The sequence below is a fragment of the Bradyrhizobium niftali genome (genome assembly GCF_004571025.1).
Classification (GTDB): Bacteria; Pseudomonadota; Alphaproteobacteria; order Rhizobiales; family Xanthobacteraceae; genus Bradyrhizobium; species Bradyrhizobium niftali.
This window is the reverse complement of record NZ_SPQT01000005.1, coordinates 1-16445: the sequence shown is the minus strand read 5'-3', so window position 1 is coordinate 16445 and position 16445 is coordinate 1. Positions and strand designations below refer to the sequence as shown.

General features: G+C 57.7%; 10 protein-coding genes and 4 pseudogenes. 9 read left to right on the top strand and 5 right to left on the bottom strand.

Features of this window, described 5'->3' with window-relative positions; all coding sequences use genetic code 11:
• Positions 1–71: 71 nt before the first annotated feature.
• The gene (locus E4K65_RS48640; protein WP_235885627.1) at positions 72–200 is read right to left on the bottom strand and encodes a GTP-binding protein; all 129 of its coding nucleotides are present in this window, start codon (positions 198–200) and stop codon (positions 72–74) included.
• Positions 201–292: 92 nt separating this feature from the next.
• The gene (locus tag E4K65_RS47145; RefSeq protein ID WP_167770759.1) at positions 293–436 is read right to left on the bottom strand and encodes a hypothetical protein; all 144 of its coding nucleotides are present in this window, start codon (positions 434–436) and stop codon (positions 293–295) included.
• Between the two features lie 188 nt (positions 437–624).
• On the opposite strand from E4K65_RS47145, the pseudogene E4K65_RS12390 reads away from it, so the two are divergent.
• The 6 genes and pseudogenes from E4K65_RS12390 to E4K65_RS12360 form a co-directional block, all read left to right on the top strand.
• Positions 625–819, top strand: a pseudogene (locus E4K65_RS12390) (DNA methyltransferase); the annotation flags it as partial.
• A 281-nt stretch (positions 820–1100) separates the two neighbouring features.
• Positions 1101–2072 carry a MobA/MobL family protein gene (locus E4K65_RS12385; RefSeq protein WP_135174398.1) on the top strand — a complete coding sequence of 324 codons (972 nt, stop codon included), beginning with the start codon at positions 1101–1103 and terminating at the stop codon, positions 2070–2072.
• A 324-nt stretch (positions 2073–2396) separates the two neighbouring features.
• A complete protein-coding gene (locus tag E4K65_RS12380; protein WP_135174397.1) occupies positions 2397–3986 on the top strand; it encodes an esterase/lipase family protein in 1590 nt (529 codons plus the stop codon).
• Between the two features lie 16 nt (positions 3987–4002).
• The gene (locus tag E4K65_RS12375) at positions 4003–5817 is read left to right on the top strand and encodes an SUMF1/EgtB/PvdO family nonheme iron enzyme (RefSeq protein WP_135174396.1); all 1815 of its coding nucleotides are present in this window, start codon (positions 4003–4005) and stop codon (positions 5815–5817) included.
• A gap of 155 nt (positions 5818–5972) precedes the next feature.
• A pseudogene (locus E4K65_RS48635) lies at positions 5973–6482 on the top strand (MobA/MobL family protein).
• 875 nt (positions 6483–7357) lie between these two features.
• A pseudogene (locus E4K65_RS12360) lies at positions 7358–8568 on the top strand (recombinase family protein).
• Between the two features lie 1679 nt (positions 8569–10247).
• On the opposite strand, the gene E4K65_RS50005 reads toward E4K65_RS12360, so the two are convergent.
• From E4K65_RS50005 to E4K65_RS12335, 3 genes are all read right to left on the bottom strand, one after another.
• Positions 10248–10397 carry a Myb-like DNA-binding domain-containing protein gene (locus E4K65_RS50005; RefSeq protein WP_135174392.1) on the bottom strand — a complete coding sequence of 50 codons (150 nt, stop codon included), beginning with the start codon at positions 10395–10397 and terminating at the stop codon, positions 10248–10250.
• 391 nt (positions 10398–10788) lie between these two features.
• Entirely contained in the window at positions 10789–11070 is a 282-nt protein-coding gene (locus E4K65_RS12340) for a DUF2285 domain-containing protein (RefSeq protein ID WP_135174391.1), read from the bottom strand.
• Between the two features lie 137 nt (positions 11071–11207).
• Positions 11208–11753 carry a MarR family winged helix-turn-helix transcriptional regulator gene (locus E4K65_RS12335; protein WP_135174390.1) on the bottom strand — a complete coding sequence of 182 codons (546 nt, stop codon included), beginning with the start codon at positions 11751–11753 and terminating at the stop codon, positions 11208–11210.
• Positions 11754–12221: 468 nt separating this feature from the next.
• Here E4K65_RS12335 and E4K65_RS12330 point away from each other — a divergent pair, with 468 nt between their 5' ends.
• From E4K65_RS12330 to E4K65_RS48625, 3 genes and pseudogenes are all read left to right on the top strand, one after another.
• Positions 12222–14693, top strand: coding sequence for a putative bifunctional diguanylate cyclase/phosphodiesterase (locus E4K65_RS12330; protein WP_283813824.1), 2472 nt, complete (start codon positions 12222–12224; stop codon positions 14691–14693).
• Between the two features lie 219 nt (positions 14694–14912).
• Positions 14913–15209 carry a hypothetical protein gene (locus tag E4K65_RS12325; RefSeq protein ID WP_135174388.1) on the top strand — a complete coding sequence of 99 codons (297 nt, stop codon included), beginning with the start codon at positions 14913–14915 and terminating at the stop codon, positions 15207–15209.
• Positions 15210–16135: 926 nt separating this feature from the next.
• Positions 16136–16445, top strand: a pseudogene (locus tag E4K65_RS48625) (EAL domain-containing protein); the annotation flags it as partial.

Genomic DNA, 16445 nt, shown 5'->3' with positions numbered 1-16445 from the left:
CCAGCGATAGAGTGCTCGGGTTCTCGTGACCACCCAAGTCTTGGTGGATGCCTCACGGCCCCGGTTCCTGGTCAAGCGCTGCAGGCCGCAAAGCCTTGCCTCAGAAGGTCCACTGGTAGATCGCGGCCGATGAAGACAAGCCGGCTTTGGGGCGCTTCGTTCTTCTTCCATGCGCGCTGACTGCCGCCCTCGATCAGCACGCGGTTATCGGCAGGGCGCTCACAGCTCTTAGCAGGGCGGGCATGTGCTGCCGGCGCTGGCGGTTGAGCTTCCTGTGCGATCGGCGCGTGGTTCAATTCAGCTTCCTGCGAAGCTTGCTGATGATCTCCCGCAGATCCTCCGCGTACTCCTCGATGATCGGCCGCGCCTCCTCTAAGCGTGAAAGCTTGGGCGTCGGCGGATCCTTAATCGGACGCGGCTCCTTGGTTTGGTTCATGCCCCATCGTGCCATAAGGCAGGGAAGCGGCAATCTGCGGCAGGCCTTCCGGCAAAGCTGGCCACGAATTCAGCTTCAGGCCGACGAAAACGCGAACGAAGCCGAGCGCAAGGCGCGGAAGCAAAAGGCTAGGCCGCCAAAGGCGTAGCTGATTAGGCCGCCCGGTAAGGCGAGACGTTAACCGCCTTCATCCGACGCAGAAATCCGCGAAGATGTTGCAGCCCCTTATTGAGGCATTCTGCAAGCCTGGCGGCGTCGTGCTCGACCCGTTCTGCGGGTCGGGCTCGACGCTGGTTGCGGCAAGCGACAGCGGGCGCGACTACATCGGGATCGAGTTGGAGGACCGGCATTGCCGGACCTCCCAGCTCCGCCTCCACTGCTGAGCGGGGGTCCGGGGACGGCAGCCCCCGGCACGCGAAAACGCCACCGCTGCTGCGGTCTCATTCCCCATGTCCAGCGGCACTTGCGAGTGCTCCCCGAATCCCGAACAGCTACAGCCCTCTGACGCGCCGTCGGCTCAGCCCCTGCGGCTTCGCCGGGCGGAGGTGCCCCTGACGGCGCGTGCGGTAACGCCGGGCTAGGGGCCGCTTGCCTCTCCTCCGGCAGAGGCGATTGCGTCACCCGTGCGCACTTACGGGTTTCGTTCCGAAACCCGCGCCCTCCAGTGCGAGTTGCGTCGTGGCAATCTACAGTTTGCATCGCGCGGCGATCGGCAAGTCCACCCAGGCGCGGCCTCATACTGCCGCCGCCCACCTTCGCTACATCACCAGAAAGTCAGCCTGCACTCGGGTTCTGGCCGGACGCATGCCGACGCAGTCGGCCGGGGCGCGGTCCTGGATACGCCGCGAGGAAGACGCTGACCGCGCCAACGCCAGAGTCGTCGACAAGGTCCTGCTCGCCCTGCCGCGCGAGCTCAATCCCTTCGCAACGGGCGGCGCTGGTGCGGGAGTTTGCCGAGCAGATTACGGCAGGCCGGGCCTCTTGGCTGGCCGCCTTTCACGACGATGGAAACGATCGCAACAATCCGCATGTCCACCTGGTCATCCGGGATCGCGATCCTGAAACCGGCAAGCGGGTCTGCGGCATGAGCGAACGCGGCTCGACCGACCGGCTACGCGAGCTGTGGGAACGGCATGCCAATGAAGCACTGGAGCTTGCCGGCCGGATGGAGCGGGTCGATCGACGCACGCTGGCCGCTCAGGGTATCAGCCGGAAACCGACCATCCACGAGGGCCTGAGCGCCCGCGAGATGGAAATACGGGACCGCCGCATCCGGTCAAAGACGGTCGAATACCGCAACGGCACGGGTGCACGGTCGAAAAGCCGGAGGGTCGATTATCGCAAGTTTGATAAAGGACGCTCGCGCCCTGCCTACAATCGTTCGATACGTGAAGGCGGGGCAGAGTGGTGGGCGGCGCTGATGGTGATCGCATTGCCTGGCAATGGGAGGTGGAAGACGCGGCCAAACAGGACCTCACGCAAGACTGGTACAAGGAAATCGGGTCCCGGCGGGATTTTTCGGCAACCCTACCGAACCAAAACTTCTCCCGGACAGCCTCCATCGAAATCGACCGCAGCTCCGAGGCCACCCGGACCCGAGATCGTACGCGCTAGGGGACCATTCGCTATTAGATGACTTGTCAATTCCCGGCTCAGCTCTATTGTCTTTTGTACCTGAGCAGCCATTCGCTCGGGCCAACGAAGATGTCAAACTGTCCGGTAAGGTAATGACAGCGGACAACAACCAGACTGCTGCGGTGGTGAGATATAACAAGGGTAGATGCAGGTCGCCGACTTTTGCGCCCAAGCGATGATTGAACCAACAGAGCGGCCGCAAAGCCAGTCGACGGCTAGATCCACGATTTGATCGTCCGTCGGCAGGCTGGAATATATCATACGCTGAAATTGTTCTCCGGAAGCCGGTGCATTATTCCCGCAGCCGCACTTTGAGGAAAGCGTAATGAGCATCAATCACTACTGTACCACAAGTCACCACATGCCGCGGCCCCGCTTGGTAGCCAAGATCACGAACCGTTCAAATTTCAGATTGCATTTGCTTGAATGGATCGTGTCTCTGTTGGGAGCAGCATGCCTCTTGTTGGGCGCATCGCCGAGTCCCGCCCAGGACAGACCCAGACCTGTCTTAGTAATTCCTGGGATAATGGGATCGAAGATATGCGACAAAGCGAACAAACTCGTTTGGGGCGATATCAGTTCGACCTTACGGGAACGGTTAGTTCGTCTTTCCCTTCCGCTTGACAGCGAGAGCTACGCGACGACGCCTCTCAGCGCCTGCGGAGTCATTGAACAAGTGAATATTATCCCTTTCTTGTGGCGCAGCGATCAATACAACGTGCTGCTTGACACCCTCCGCGAGATCCGACCCAGCCAAGTCATAGAATTCCCCTATGACTGGCGCCTGAGCAATTTTGTCAACGCAGACCGGCTGAAGGAATTCATCGACAAGAAAATCCCCCCGCCCGAAAAGTTTGACATTGTCGCTCACAGCATGGGTGGGTTGATTGGCCGAATCTACCTGCAGAAACTTGGCGGAAACGCGCGGGTCGTCAAGTTTGTAACAATAGGCACGCCCCACCTCGGGTCCAATACAGTCTTTCAGCGACTGAAGGAGGGCCTGGAGATTACGCCACCCGTCTTGTCCGGAGGCCTGGCGCAGATTCAAAGAGTAATCCTGACCTTCCCGTCAATCTACCAACTACTTCCAAGCTACGATGACTGTTGCGCCTGGAGCGTCAAAGGCAACAATTCCGACGCCAAAGAGCTGAAAATCCTGAATCCTTCTACGTGGCAGTCCTTTTCCTGGTTGCCCACGGAATTCCGGAGCGGCCGCGGGGCTGCATTCATAGGCGAACAGTTGAGCAAGACCAAAGAATTGCAGGAGCTCCTGAGCAAACCCATTGAACCGGCAGACGGCAACATCGTGAAGAGCTACTTCATTGCCAATGGCCTCGTGAAGACATGGTCGAGGGTGTACTTCGATCCGCAGAATGGACAGATCACCGGTCACGCCGATTCAGATGGCGACGGAACAGTGCTCTTTGAGAGTGCTTCTGCCGGAAATCCCGGTGATGCACAGGTATCGAACCGAGACCACCAGCACCTGTTCGTCGGCGATGAACCAAAGCTCATGCTGACTGCCTTTCTTTCAAACCGCTTCTGGCACAATCAGGAGACGCCCAAGAAAGTGTTAGTTGACGCCAAGGGAAGCGACGTGCCGATACTGAACTTTGGGGTCTCCCTAATGCCCCCAATCGTGTTACCCGGCCAAGACGCAAGGATTGCTGTCTCTGTTTTCACAAAAGAAACTCTTCAATCGACAGATCTTTCAAATATTTCCGTCCAGATAGATGCTCAACCTGCAATCCTAGACACATCAAATGGCGACAGTCAGCCTACAGCCGACCCTACGGAACGAAGACTCTTCTTCAAATACTCGGCTCCATCACAGGAAGGTGCCTACTCCGTCACAATATCCATTCCCGGCATCAAGGAATTTAAAGAGCAGCTTCTCGTATCCACGCTAGACTAGACCGAGACTCAAAGAGATGAAATTTCAAATCGGAGCGCTGGTGTGGCTCCTTATTTTATTCTCCCTTCCTGATTGCGCGCATGCTCAAAGCAAAGCCGCGCAGGACCGTTTCGCGGCAAGCCGAGCGGCGGTCGTAAAGATTGTTGTCGAAGGTGCAGATGACAACGGGGCCTACAAGAAGCGTGAGGGCACCGGCTTTATCGTTTTTTCGCGAGAGCGCCGGACCATCATTCTTACAGCCCGCCACGTCATCGGCAGTAATGAACTTCGCCAAAGCGACAACAAGGACTGGCAGGTTATTGACAGGAAGATCAAGCGAGACATTCACGTCATGGTTGCGTCGCCAAACGGCACCCTCACACAGGTACCGCAGAGCGCGAGGCTCGTTCCGTCAACCATTCCAGTCGACATCGCTATCCTTGAAATTCGAGACCTGGATGCCCTGCCGTCGCTTCCGATCATAGAGGCGATGAGTGATTTCTCACGCGCGCGAGATGTCGTTCTGCTTGGTTTTGAGAACGGATCATATTCGCTCCAACAAAGTCTCGGCGATACTTCAGGGAAGTTTCGCTCAGCCGAAGAATTTGAAACGGAAAAGCCGTCCAAACCCGGTCAAAGTGGCGGGCCCTGGGTAGATGTCGAGTCGGGCAAAGTTGCAGCGTTGGCTCAGGGAGAGAACAACGATCGCCACGTTTCAACTCCCGCGTTCTATGCGAGCAAGGATCTGAAGCCTCTGATTGACGCTATTTCCTCGCCAGTGGCGCCTGGAACAACAGCCTCCTCTCCACCGACGCCGGCAGCTCTTCCACCCGCAGCGTCAGCACCTCCGTCGCCGAACCAAGCGGCGTCAACCGCGCAGCTTCCACTGCCCACCAAACAAAGCTGTTCACAAATTGCGGCTCGCGTCGCTCTTGGAAGGATGCGCGCAGCTCATCCCCTGTCTCTCGACGAGGAATGTTCACTCTCACCGGGAGATGAGTTTAGCGAGTGCGAGAATTGTCCGATAATGGTCGTCATTCCACGTGGCGAATTCTGGATGGGGTCACCTGATGGAGAGGATGGGCGGTCGAGAGATGAGGGCCCGCGGCATCCCGTCAGAATTGGCAAGAATTTCGCGATCGGAAAATATCCGGTCAAAGTTGACGAGTACAAAATCAGCGAGGGCGCCGAGGCGGCAGCGGGCAGGGCTTTTTGTCGCAAATTCCGGGCGCTAGCGGAAGCAAGTTCGTTCTTTGAAGACAAGAACGCATCCTGGAAAGCCCCCGGCTTCCCGCAAGACGGACGATATCCGGTAACCTGCCTGAACCGCGGCGACGCAATTGCGTACACGCAGTGGCTCTCGAAAACGACAGCGGCGATCTACAGACTGCCCACAGAGGCGGAATGGGAGTACGCAGCTCGCGGTCGTTCGCAGTCCCAAAAAAACTACACGGTGTACTACTTCGGGAACGATCCCGACCAGATGTGCCAACACGCGAACACGATGGATCAAACGACTGCGTGGCCGCAGGTTCGAGACGCCGCTTTCCAGTGTAGCGATGGATTCAAATTCATGGCTCCTGTAGGCTCGTATCTTCCGAATCCGTTCGGATTGTACGACGTTCATGGCAATGTATTTCAATGGGTCGCTGACTGCTACCACAGCTCCTACGATAAGGCGCCAAAGGATGGTTCGGCTTGGGGTACTGCAAACTGCGAAAAAGGCGTTTTACGAGGCGGATCATGGGCAACCTTTCCACCAGCTCAGCGGGATGCTTTCCGGCGATCGAACGACCCGGATCGTCGCGAAGCGCAATTCGGGTTAAGGGTTGTGCGAGAATTGAAGCAATAGTCTTCGTATCAGCGCATTGCCATGGGAAGCCGGGAATAGCGCACTTATACACTTATACATCGGCTTCGCCGACATAGATCCTGCAACACTGCAACATTGTCCGACAAGTTTCTGAAAAGATTGACGGCCGCTCCGGGCTGGCGCATCGCGCCGCCGTGGCGAGCTATCATTTCTCGGTACAGATCATCAGCCGGTCGCAAGGGCGATCGGCGCTCGCCGCAGCGGCCTATCGTGCAGGCGAGCGTATCCGGGACGACAAGACGGGTCATCTCCACGATTACAGCAAGCGCCGTGGCGTTGTTTACGCCGAGGTAATCTCACCCGTCGGGTCAGCTTCGTTTCTGACACAGCGAGAGCTGCTATGGAATTACGTCTAGCGACAGGAAGGCCGAAGGGACGCCCAGCTTGCCCGTGAAATCAATCTTGCGCTCCCACACGAGCTTGATGCCGACCAGCGCCGCAAATTGGCTTTAAGCTTCGTGCAGGAAGCCTTCGTGAGCAAAGGGATGGTCGCCGATGTTGCTATTCATGCACCCGTGCTGGAAAAGGGAGACCATCCCCACAATCACCACGCCCACATCCTGCTTGCCTTGCAGCAAGCAACACCGGAGGGATTGCGGCGGGTGAAGACCCGCGAGTGGAACAGCGACAGGGGCCCTTGTTGAGTGGCGGGCTCTCTGGGCCGAGCACCAGAACCGGGGCGCTGGAGAGCGCCGACGTCGCCGAGCGGGTATGCGTGAGTACGAGGCATTTGCCGGTCCCGTTTTCCTTGTTGCAGCACCTCTCAACTATCCAAAGAATATCGTCTCTCCCGCTTTTGGAAAGCTGCCGCACCACCCTCAAGGATCCGACAGACCTGTTGCCGCGTACTTTGCGTATCTTTGCAATCTTCCAAGGCGCCGGCGGAATACGAAAATGAGGGCAAGCCGCCGTTTTCCTTCACGCACTGTGCAACAATGACCTGCTCGGCATCCGTGTTCACGACTAGGTTGGGGTTGTGCGTGATGAGAAGGATTTGACGCCGGAGCTTGGCTCTTCGGAAGTAACTCGCCAACAGGCTGTAGATAGATTCGTTGTCGAGGTTGATCGATCAGAAGAGGGCGGGTGTCCTTCTTGTCCATCGCCAGATAAAGGATGAGCAAAACGATACCCTTTGTGCCAGGCGAGAGATTCTCTAACGGAGTGCCGTTGTAGCTTAGTCCATACGTGAGGCTGATGTGATCGGTGGAATACAGCCAATCAAAAAACTCGACTACGGTGTGGCTCGGCTTGAGGTAATCGCCCACGGTAGCGCCCGCTTTGCCATAGGGTTCTAGAAAGTTGTTCAAACCTTCGGCTAACTCGGAAGGGCTACCGGACGTCCAGGCTCCTACCAAATGCTCATCGGCCGCAGCTGTCATGTCGTCGGATGTAAGGTAGGGGACGGTTTCAGGACGTCGACGAGAGCGCGCATTACGAGTTCATCTGCCGCAAGGCGGGCGTTAAGGTCGCTTATTGCGCCGAGCAATTCGACAATGACGGAAGCCTTCTCGCAAGCATCATGAAGAATATTAAGAGAGTAATGGCGGCGGAGTTCAGCCGGGAACTATCAGCCAAAGTTTTTGTAGGATCAATCAGACTGGACGCGTCGCGGCCTCAAGATGGGCGGGCCTACCGCTTACGCACTGCAACCACGTCTCGTCGACGATCAATGCAGGCCGAAGGGTATCTTGACGGTCGGACAGCGCAAATCCTTGCTCACCGACCACGTCAAGCTCATTCCCGGGGCGCCCGATCAAGTCGCAATCGTGAATGGATTTTCCACGAGTATCTCCGTCACAAATCGCAGGCGACGATTGCCAGAGAACTCAACCGGCGAGGGATTATGAACAGCCAGGGAAGGCCGTGGGCTGGAAAAGCGGTTGGCGAGCTTCTTCGGATATCGGCGTTCTGACCTACAATCGCAAAAGCAGAAAGCTCGGCGCCAAGGTCACGCGTAATCCAAGGGAGCTTTGGATTAGAAATGAGGATGCCATCGAGCCCATCATCCACCGCGACGCGTTTCGGCGCGCCCAAAAAATGATGGGCGAGGGGCGCGTCAGCATTCCCGAAGAAGAGATGTTGCGTCGCCTTCGCAAGGTTCTGATGAAGAAAGGTAGGCTGAGCAAGACGATCATCAATTCAACACCCGGCTTGCCATCGATGTCTTCGTATTTTGTTCATTTCGGCACGCTGCGAAACATCTATCGGCTCATCGGGTACAACGGCAATCAAGGCTGGTTTGACAAATACGCCGCGCATCAAAGATGGGTTGCTCTGCAGCTTGGCAATGCTGCGCGCCTTCGAGACGCTTTCGAAAAACTTGGTCGCCATGCTACCCTCGACGCTTCGACTGAATGTCTTCGAATCGATAATGTCGTGAATGTCGTCTTTCGGGTCGCAGGATGCCGTATCTACGAAGGCCGGCCCCTGCGCTGGACGCTGCAGTACCGCGTGAGGTGGCCGAAGGGATGGGTCGTCGCGGTCCGGCTGGACGAGAAGAACGAAGCGATCTTCGATTACGTCTTAATGCCCTCGACGTGGCTCACCTTCAGCCGTCGCATGTTCTGGTTCTCCAAGGAGGTCTACAGGGGCCAGCCGATAAACCGCTTCGACGCGTTCGAAGCGCTGTCACGGTTCCTAATCGAAAGCGTCGGCAAGGAAAGATCCTCACGAGTCGTTGAGACGCCGCCGCGCGCCCGGGGCAAGCCCGAGAAAGCGAAAAGCGCCTAACGCGTTTGTAGGACGGCACAGCATTCTGTGGATCCCTCGAAGCCGCAGGGGTGATCGAAGGCGGACCACAGGGACGCCAAGTCGAATGTCTGCGAACGGTCGGTCCGTCGCCAAAGTGGACATTCCATGTTATGCGAGCTTATGAGCGCACGTCCGCACCTCAGCTTCACCCCCTTGCGCAGCGTCGTGCGAGCGCAGCGTACGGGACAAAATCGGCCTGACCTTTAACGCCATCCTAGAAGCATTGGAGAGGCACTTGATGCGCTGGAAGACCCAACCTCCGGCCTAGGGCGGCCGGATATAAAGACAGAGGCCGCCAACCGAGGTGACTTACCGCTGGCGGAGCACCTTAATTGAGGGCTCTATCGTCAACCGGTAAGCAACGAGATGAGCCTCTCCGAAAGCCTCGATCAGATTGCCACAAGCAGGGCAGTGGTACTTGCCCTCGGTGCCACGCTCAGAGGTGAGCTCAAGACGGCGGAAACCAGCGCCGCACTCGGAACACGTTACATCACTCTTTCTCATGCTCCGCGTCCTCACGCTGCACGCCGTCACAATTCTCTAACATGTGTTGAGTTGCGGCACATCTCCTTTGTCCAGATCCTCAGTCTTGCTGTCCGCTGATGCTCAGCGCGTGCGCGCGTGAAAAAGCTGCGTAGTCCGCCAATGACGCGCATAAATTCATCCTTGAATCGGGGCTAATACGATGCTCTTGATCTCGCCGAGATGGAGCTGAAGAAGACCCGCGATTTTGAGCCGCCGGTCGCAATGCATGGATCGGACTGCCGCCCATCCGTTCGAGGAAATCGATATGTACACACCGGTGGACATGTGCCCCGACCGCAATAGGAATGAGCACGAGACGTGGTCGGCCGCGATCGCGCGCCGGGATGCACGGCCCAATCCACCGCTCGATGCGGTGAGTGCTGCCGAGGATGCCGAGCTTAAGGGCGATACAAGGCGGATGAGATCGAGCCGAGGACGCACAAGGGTAGATTGGCGGCGCTCAAGTGTACTCGCAAATACACGATGTGATCCGCCCCGAAACAAAAGCGAGGCCCACCGGTTCACGCTAGTGGGATTTTTCGCGTTCGTTTTCCAGGCAGGCCCTCACTAACTGTGAACGCTCGATCGATCACACCTTCAACCCGAATGATGGCGCGGACTCTCGAGTCTTCTTCCGCCATACGCAGCATCGGAGGCTCACCCACAAGGACGCGCCACCGCCAAACCTTCCAGTTTGTGCTTTCTTCGATGGAATACTCAATGCCACGGTAATTCATCCGGGTTCGAAACCTTAGCTGTGCTTCGTTGCGTCGGCGGCCAACATCTCGAGTTGGCTCGCGAGGCCGCTCAAACTATTGGCTATGTTTCGCAGCAGGGCCGCTCTCCTCGGAGAAATCCCACATTCATTTGCTTGGCTTCTATAGCTCTTCGCAAGTTCGCGACATTCGGCTGCTGTCGGCATCACCACTATTCCATCTAAATCAAAAGCAGACCGCGGCCGCTTTCTAAGCGCGGGTTCGTCCATAGCATCCGCATTTGCCTCGATCTTGGTTCGGTTGCTGGCTTGGTTTTGAAGTTGAGCCGCATTTTCGCAATCGCCTCTACGGGGCTCGATGTTCGGCGCGAGCGCCGTTGTGTTCACTCACTCCGGGGGAGCCGCGAGCCGGGGGGCTTCAGTCCCCTCGTCTGAGCCGCCGAGCGACAGCGTTTTCGCTTCTCTCGAGGAGGATAGAGATTCGCTTCGGGATTTCGCGTTTTGAAACGAGATCGAGAAGGCGCTGATCTTCTTCTTTGCTCCATCGCTGAGACCAGTTTCTGAGCATTCTATCGTCAACCTCACTAGCTTATGGCGAGCCGAGCCTAGTGGGGCGCTTAGATGACACCCGTTGGATCACCACCACATCGTACATGCTTACGCCGAACGGTGCACCTTTGCGAGGTACTACCTGTAGTCGTCAGTAGAAACGCAAGCGCGTCGCGGGCGACCTGTTGAAATCTGAGCATCGCATCCGCGCCGCCCTCCACCGGCATAATGCGCGAAATCTGCGCGGTCTGTTACAGGAACGCGAATGGGGCGACGGTTGCTACTCTGATAAGCGCAAATGTACCTGGCTACGAAAGCCCGGACTCCGATGATGATAGTCTCGAACCTCACTTTTTAGGCGCAATCGCAATGCTTGCGAAAGCGGAAACGAAAGATGTGAAATGCTCCTCCTAGTGAAGGCTTGGGATATCGCCCAAAAGATGCCTATGGCCGAGCTTACTCATCCACATCGCGCGGGCCAAATGACTGCTATAGGCCTGCCACGCACGTTGCGGATCCTGCGCGGGATCGATGCGTAACACGACCCGACTAACTTCCCGCCAATCGGTAACTTCCGCGTCAGCGGTCAGCAGGTTCAGATACGTGCCGAGGTGCTCGTAGTCATAGGGAGTCAGTATTGAATCATCGGGAGCCAGATCGGCGACGCTAGGCGCGAGTGGCTGTTTGGACATGGCGGTCTCTTCCCCGGGCCTGAAGCAGCATGGTGACAAAGTCACAATCAAATCAGGTGGTATCCAATGCCGAAAAGCCACCTCCAGCGCGGAACCGACGACTAAGATTATGGCGCCTCGATCTTCTCTTTTGAGTCTCACAAATCCAGGCTGACTTTTAGGCAAGCATTCTTCAGACGATCCTTGAGCATCGACAGCTTGCTCGCAAACTCCGATAGCTCGCGATCGTCGAAATCCCCCACGACAAACTGTTCGATGGTGTCCTGTTGCGTCGAGAGTGTCGCGAGCTGCTTGGTGGTCTTGGTTGAGAGCGACATCTGTACGACCCGCGCATCGCTCGTCGAACGCTTCCGACGTATAAAGCCTCTCTTTTCCAATAGCTTCGACTGCGTCGTCACAAACGAGCCGTTGACGCCCAGCCGGTTTGACACCACATGGACCGGGACGCCATCACCGTTGTCGAGATCCTCCAGGGCCATGAGGATCATCCATTGTGGTCCGGTAATGCCGAGCTCTCTGGCCGTGTGCCGGCGGAGCTCGCAGAGATGCACGTTGATGGAATCGATGTCCCAGCCGATTCGGCGGAGGAAATCTCTGCTTTCGGCTGAGCTTGTCCGGGATGTAGGCGCGCTCGGAAGGCTCTGCAGAGCCGTTGTCACCTTGCCGCGTTTCGCGGGTGGCATCGCGTCAATCTCGGCTCGCTACATTTGGAGGGAGTGACATTATTGAAATTGTGTCCGAGCGGTAGGTCATAGTTGGTACGAATCGGACCGCCAGTGGCATTTACCGGCAATGGCAGAGCGATTTCGCCATGATACTGGTGTCCCCCAAACATTTGCGTCGATTTCCTGCTCTATGCCGAGGATTTTCTGCGTCGTTCTGCATTTGCGCGATGATCAGCGCGAGCCAGAGGCGGCCACGCGAGATGAGCAAGCTCTTTAAGAGGGGGAGCCCGCCCTTCTCATCGAAGAGCGCGTAGGGGCGCGTATAATATCTTCGTGCATCCGTGATACGCACGCTAACCATCAGCGGATTTAAAACTGTCGCAATTCGCTGTTCGCTGCGACTCATCATTATCGTTCATAGCGAATTAATCCAAGCTGCGTTTGATAGCGCGCCGGGGCAGAGAACTTGCATCCAGGGGACGCATGATGAGTGGTGCCAAGAAGCAAGCAGCAAATATCGACGTGCGAATGTTCGAGGATGTATCCGTGCTGCGGCGCAAGTGGCAGGCTGCGCTCAGGCCCGGCGAAGTCCTTGCGCGCTACGAAGACGTGATGTTGGGCAGCCTCGGGCGCCTTGCCGATCATATGATGCTGCTGAAACGCGACCACGGCGCATTCGCCGTCTCGCGGACCGGCCGCTATGCACAGAAATGGCTAGGCGACGAGCGCTGGGACATTCCGATCGAAGCCCTGCCGCCCGACTGTGTTACCGCCCTGACCGAAGCGGCGGGCAATGCGATTGCCAATAGCCGGCCTTATCTCGCCACTGCCCATTCGATGCGCGACGGCATGGTGCGAACCTACGACGTGCTGGCGCTGCCAACATTCTCGCGCTGGGGTGGCACGCTCGTCGGTGCCTACGTCAACGAGCGTGGGGCACAATACAATCTGCTCGATGCCATCTTTTCGACGACAGATGGCGGCGTAATCGCACTCTCAACCATTCGCGATGCAACGAGCGGTCCGTCCGACTTTCAGATCGTACATCACAACCAGGCCGTGGCGAAACTGCTCAATCTCGCGGATCGAAGCTTGCAATGGCAACGTCTGAGCACTTTCGAGCATCCGCTAGGCTCGGAAGTGGTGATCGAGCAGCTGAAAGCCGCGGTTGCGAAGAACCAGGGTAGCCAGTTCGAGATCGAAAGTGATGATCGGAACCTGCAGCTGGGGGTGACGGTCTTCGCAGACATCCTCTCGTTGGTTATTTCTGACGTCACTCCCCTGAAGCGGCGCGAGGCATCGTTCCGGCTGTTGTTCGACAGCAATCCAATCCCGATGTGGGTCTTCGATCTTGAGACGATGGCATTTCTGAAGGTCAACGACGCCGCCGTGCAGCACTACGGTTATGCCCGAGAGACCTTCTTGCAAATGAAAGTCCACGAGATCTGGCCGAAGGACGAGTGGGTCAGCTATACGCGGTTGCTGCAGGATATCGACAAGACCTGCCAGTCCGACCGTCACTGGCGCCATGTGAAAGCAGATGGCAGCGAGGTCTGTGTACTTGCCTACGGGCGGAGGCTCACGCTCGATCACCGCGAGGGCTATCTGGTGGCGGTCGTCGACATCACCGAACGCCGCAAGGCGGAAGCCCGCATCGCTCATATGGCTCACCACGATGGGTTGACCGACCTGGCCAATCGCGCTCTGCACCAAGCGCGGCTACGCGACGCGCTCGAAGCCGGCCATGCGCTGGGCGAGCGCGTCGCGATTCTTTGCATAGACCTCGATCTGTTCAAGAACGTCAACGACTCCTTGGGCCATCACATGGGCGATCACCTGCTGCAAAAGGTGGCCGACCGCCTGCGTTCGCAGGTGCGCGGCAACGATCTCGCGGCACGATTGGGCGGCGACGAGTTTGCCATCATGCTGGCTGCTGATACTTCGCCAAAGGAAGCGAGTGATATCGCTGTCCGACTGATCCAGGCATTGAGCGTGCCTTACGAGATCGACGGCCATCAGGTCGTGATCGGCGCTTCGATTGGGATCGCGCTGTCGCCGGGCGATGGCACCAGCAGCGAGGAACTGATGCGCAATGCCGATATGGCGCTGTATCGGGCCAAGCAGGATGGCCGCGGCGTCCATCGCTTTTTCGAACGCGAAATGGACCATCAGGCCCAACAACGCCGCGAGATGGAGACCGACCTGCGCCGCGCCCTCGCCCATGGCGAATTCGAACTGCACTACCAGCCTGTGGTTGATATCGCGAGCGAAAGTATCTCGGGATTCGAGGCGCTGTTGCGCTGGCGCCATCCGGACAAGGGCATGATCTCGCCGGCCGAGTTCATCCCGGTGGCGGAAGATATCGGGCTGATCGGTCCGCTCGGCGAGTGGGTGCTGCGCGAAGGCTGCAAAGAGGCGGCGAACTGGCCTTCCGAGGTCAGGATCGCCATCAACCTGTCGCCGCTGCAATTCCGCAGCCGTAACTTGGTGCAGGTGGTGGTTTCAGCACTTGCCAATTCGGGCTTGCCGCCCAAGCGGCTGGAGCTCGAAATTACCGAGTCGGTGTTCCTGGCCGAGACCGAGGCCAACATTGCAATCTTGCATCAACTGCGCGAACTCGGCGTCTCCATTTCGTTGGACGATTTCGGCACCGGCTATTCGAGCCTGAGCTACTTGCGCAGCTTTCCGTTCGACAAGATCAAGATCGACCGCTCGTTTGTGAAAGATCTCGCGAAACGTTCGGACTGCGTTGCCATCGTGCGCGCGATCTCGGGCCTCGGGCGCAGCCTCAATATCACCACGACCGCCGAAGGGGTGGAGACCACCGATCAACTTGATTGGCTCCGCGCCGAGGGCTGCAACGAGGTGCAAGGATTCCTCTTCAGCGCGGCCAGGCCAGCCGCGGAGATCGAGCAGTTGCTGCTTCGTTTTGGCGCGTGGGAATCCAGAGCCGCGTGAACTCGCTTTCCTGAGGATCGGGTTCGTCAATCTGGGTAGTATTCATCGACGGAGAGTATCTGAACGCGGCTGCGGCTGGTCCGTGAATTCGGCCAAAATGCTTCATCTTTTAGCCATTATGACAAGTCGGAGCTTGCCCCGTGACGGAAGTAGGGGCTGGTCCAGAGGTAGCTGAGTATGCTTTGATGCGCGCGTTGGAATGAAAAGCGTGGTTCTTCGATGTACATGGTCCTTCGCAAGTACACCAAGGTTTGTTCGGTTGCGGATGCCGCTCGTCGCGCGAAGAGCGGCATCGGCCAGATCTTAAAGCAATCGCACGGATTCAAATCTTATTACGTGCTCGATGGAGGCGAGAGCGTCTGTGTAGCGGTGATGACATTCGAGGATCGTGAAAGCGCCATTGCCGCGAACAAAAGAGTCCTGGAATTTGTTCAAGCAAGCCTGCATGATCTCCATCTCGGAGATCCAGAAATCATCACCGGTGATGTGTTGGTAAATATAGAATCTGACGCGTGATTGTTCGTACAAGGCGACACATCCACAAAGTGAGCAAGCACCGCGTCGAGCGCCTGGTATCAGCCGCCGCCGGCCATCTCACGCTGCCTGGGGGCTGGATCAGGCAGCAATGCGCGTCAATGACCGCAAGCCTGCCGATCGTTGGTTAACAGCTCGCTAACCAATTCGGGCGGGCTTTGGACCGTTCAGCGGCTAGAAATCGGCGACCTTGCATGCTTGGGCAAGCCCCGCTGTAATCGTCGCTCGGCGCAGCATGATCGGGGGCTACGATGTTCGGATGGGGACGATCAAAGAAGCCGGTTCCGCCTGCTGCCGAAGCGGCTACAGGAAAGCTCTTCGAACCGTTGGCGCTGCTGTCAGCCCTCGACAAGCTGCTTCCACGATATCTGAAGGAAACGGATGAGGGCCGGCTCGTCTACCCTGCCTGCAAGCGCGGACTGGGAGACACAGACGGAAATGTTCGGGCAATTTGGGAGCACACGCGGCTCGAAGCTTGCCGCTATTTCATGATGGTGCCGAGGCGCGACGTCGAGCTGCTGGTCTATCCAGCGCGCCAAAACGAAATGATCGAGACCTTCCTTCGGGAGGCGCCCCACCAAGAAACGGTCGTCAACTTCGAGGGCGTCCCGCTCAAAGATTACCCATTGGCGATCATGGCCGGCCTGAACTGGCTAGACCATTCAGCATTGCTTGCGGGTGTCGCTCCCGACAAATTCAGGCGGACGCAGCGGGAGTTCAGGCGACTGGTCGCGTTAGGGGCGCGGTGGTGGGCAATCGAGGGCGCGGGAGCACGGTGCAACCAGATGCTCGCGAACCGCGAAACTCCGCCGCTGATGTTCTACCTCGTCTGGCAAACCTACACCCGTCTGGCCAAGGAAATCGCAATTGCTTCGATCTACGGGTCGTCACTCGATCGCGCCATTGAGCGCGATCGTGAGCAGGTGGTGATCTCAGCCTTGGCCAATTCGGGCCTGCCGCCCAAGCGGCTCGAGCTCGAAATAACCGAGTCAGTGTTCCTCGCGGAGACTGAAGCCAATCTCGCGATCCTGCACCAGCTGCGCGAGCTCGGGGTCTCCATCGCCATGGACGATTTTGGAACAGGTTATTCCAGTCTGAGCTACTTGCGCAGCTTTCCGTTCGACAAGATCAAGATCGATCGCTCCTTTGTGAAGGATCTTGCCAAACGTTCCGACTGCGCCGCCATCGTGCGCGCGATCTCGGGCCTCGGGCGTAGCC